This is a genomic window from Acinetobacter sp. ACNIH3 (assembly GCF_002918965.1).
Classification (GTDB): Bacteria; Pseudomonadota; Gammaproteobacteria; order Pseudomonadales; family Moraxellaceae; genus Acinetobacter; species Acinetobacter schindleri.
Genome location: NZ_PQLP01000131.1, coordinates 1 through 1,175, shown reverse-complemented (window position 1 = coordinate 1,175; position 1,175 = coordinate 1). Strand labels below are relative to the sequence as shown.

The 1,175-nt window shown below is 33.7% G+C and carries 1 protein-coding gene; it reads right to left on the bottom strand.

What is annotated here, in order from left to right:
• Positions 1 to 224: 224 nt before the first annotated feature.
• Positions 225 to 1,004, bottom strand: coding sequence for an APH(3')-VI family aminoglycoside O-phosphotransferase (locus tag C3420_RS17040; protein WP_014386410.1), 780 nt, complete (start codon positions 1,002 to 1,004; stop codon positions 225 to 227).
• Positions 1,005 to 1,175 lie beyond the last annotated feature (171 nt).

The window sequence follows — 1,175 nt, the reverse complement described above, 5'->3', positions numbered from 1 at the left end:
TTCTTGACTCAAGCATTAATGCAGTACGATCTTCAAAGTTAAGATGATGGTATGACAATTTTATATACTCCATAAACCCTTTAAATTAATTAGGTGGTTTATGTCGCACTTCAAGTTTTACTCTGCCAACTTTAAATCAGTGGCTCCACTAACACTCTTCACTTATTTATTTAAAATTTAGCGACGTTAAAAGACAATTAAGTATTTTTAGATAATGCTTAGAATCAATTCAATTCATCAAGTTTTAAAAAATAATTCCTTTTGTCAGGTCTATCATTTTTTAAATGCTTTAAAAATATTTTAGCAGTTTCCTCCGAGGCATCCTCTCTTAGGCAACGTTCAACAAAGGATATATCTACAAATTCATCAGCTAACCCAGCACGGCCAAGATCTAAAAAGTAAATTTCATTGAATTTATCTATAAAAATATTACTATCCGTGATATCGCCATGAGAAAAAACCAATCTTTCTTCAACACGAGTCTCAGTTAACTCATTCCATAGACTTAGGTAAGTTCTATGGTCTCCCCATAATTCAGCGTCAAAATCATCTTGATCTATATCGTCAAGGAGTTGGTTATCAATAAAAAATTTTGACTCTTTTAACCGATGATCAATGTTTGAAATAAATGGACAATCAATAATAGCAACTGAATTTAACAGATTGAGTGCCTCCTTATAGATAGCAAGCAATTCTTGGTCTGTTAAAAAAAGCGCTGAAATTGGTTTTGCATTGATCGCTTTAGTGATCATTAATTCAAACTGCTCATCCTGAAAAGTCATGATGAGTTCAGGCACCTTTAATTTCTCAGAGAGCCAACTCAACATTTTCGCTTCGCGAGAGACACTGTATGTGGTCTCTGTATATAAAGTGCTAGATCGCTTAAGAAAAAAAGTTTCATTATTTCGATTAAAAGAATAAACATCCGATGGCGACTGACCAATTTTATTTGGCTCTAAAACGCTGTTTCCAATAAATTGTTGAATAATATTGGGCAATTCCATCAAGTTTTCCTTTTATTCAGCATTAAAAACCCCGCAAATGCGAGAGAGGTGGTCCCACTTGTTTGAACAACTAAAAGCGTATTTATAAGTGATATTCCGCTCTAGTTAAGCCACCTTGTTTTGTTGGGGTAGCTGATCATAGTAAAACTCATTTGGTGTCATTTTGTCTAG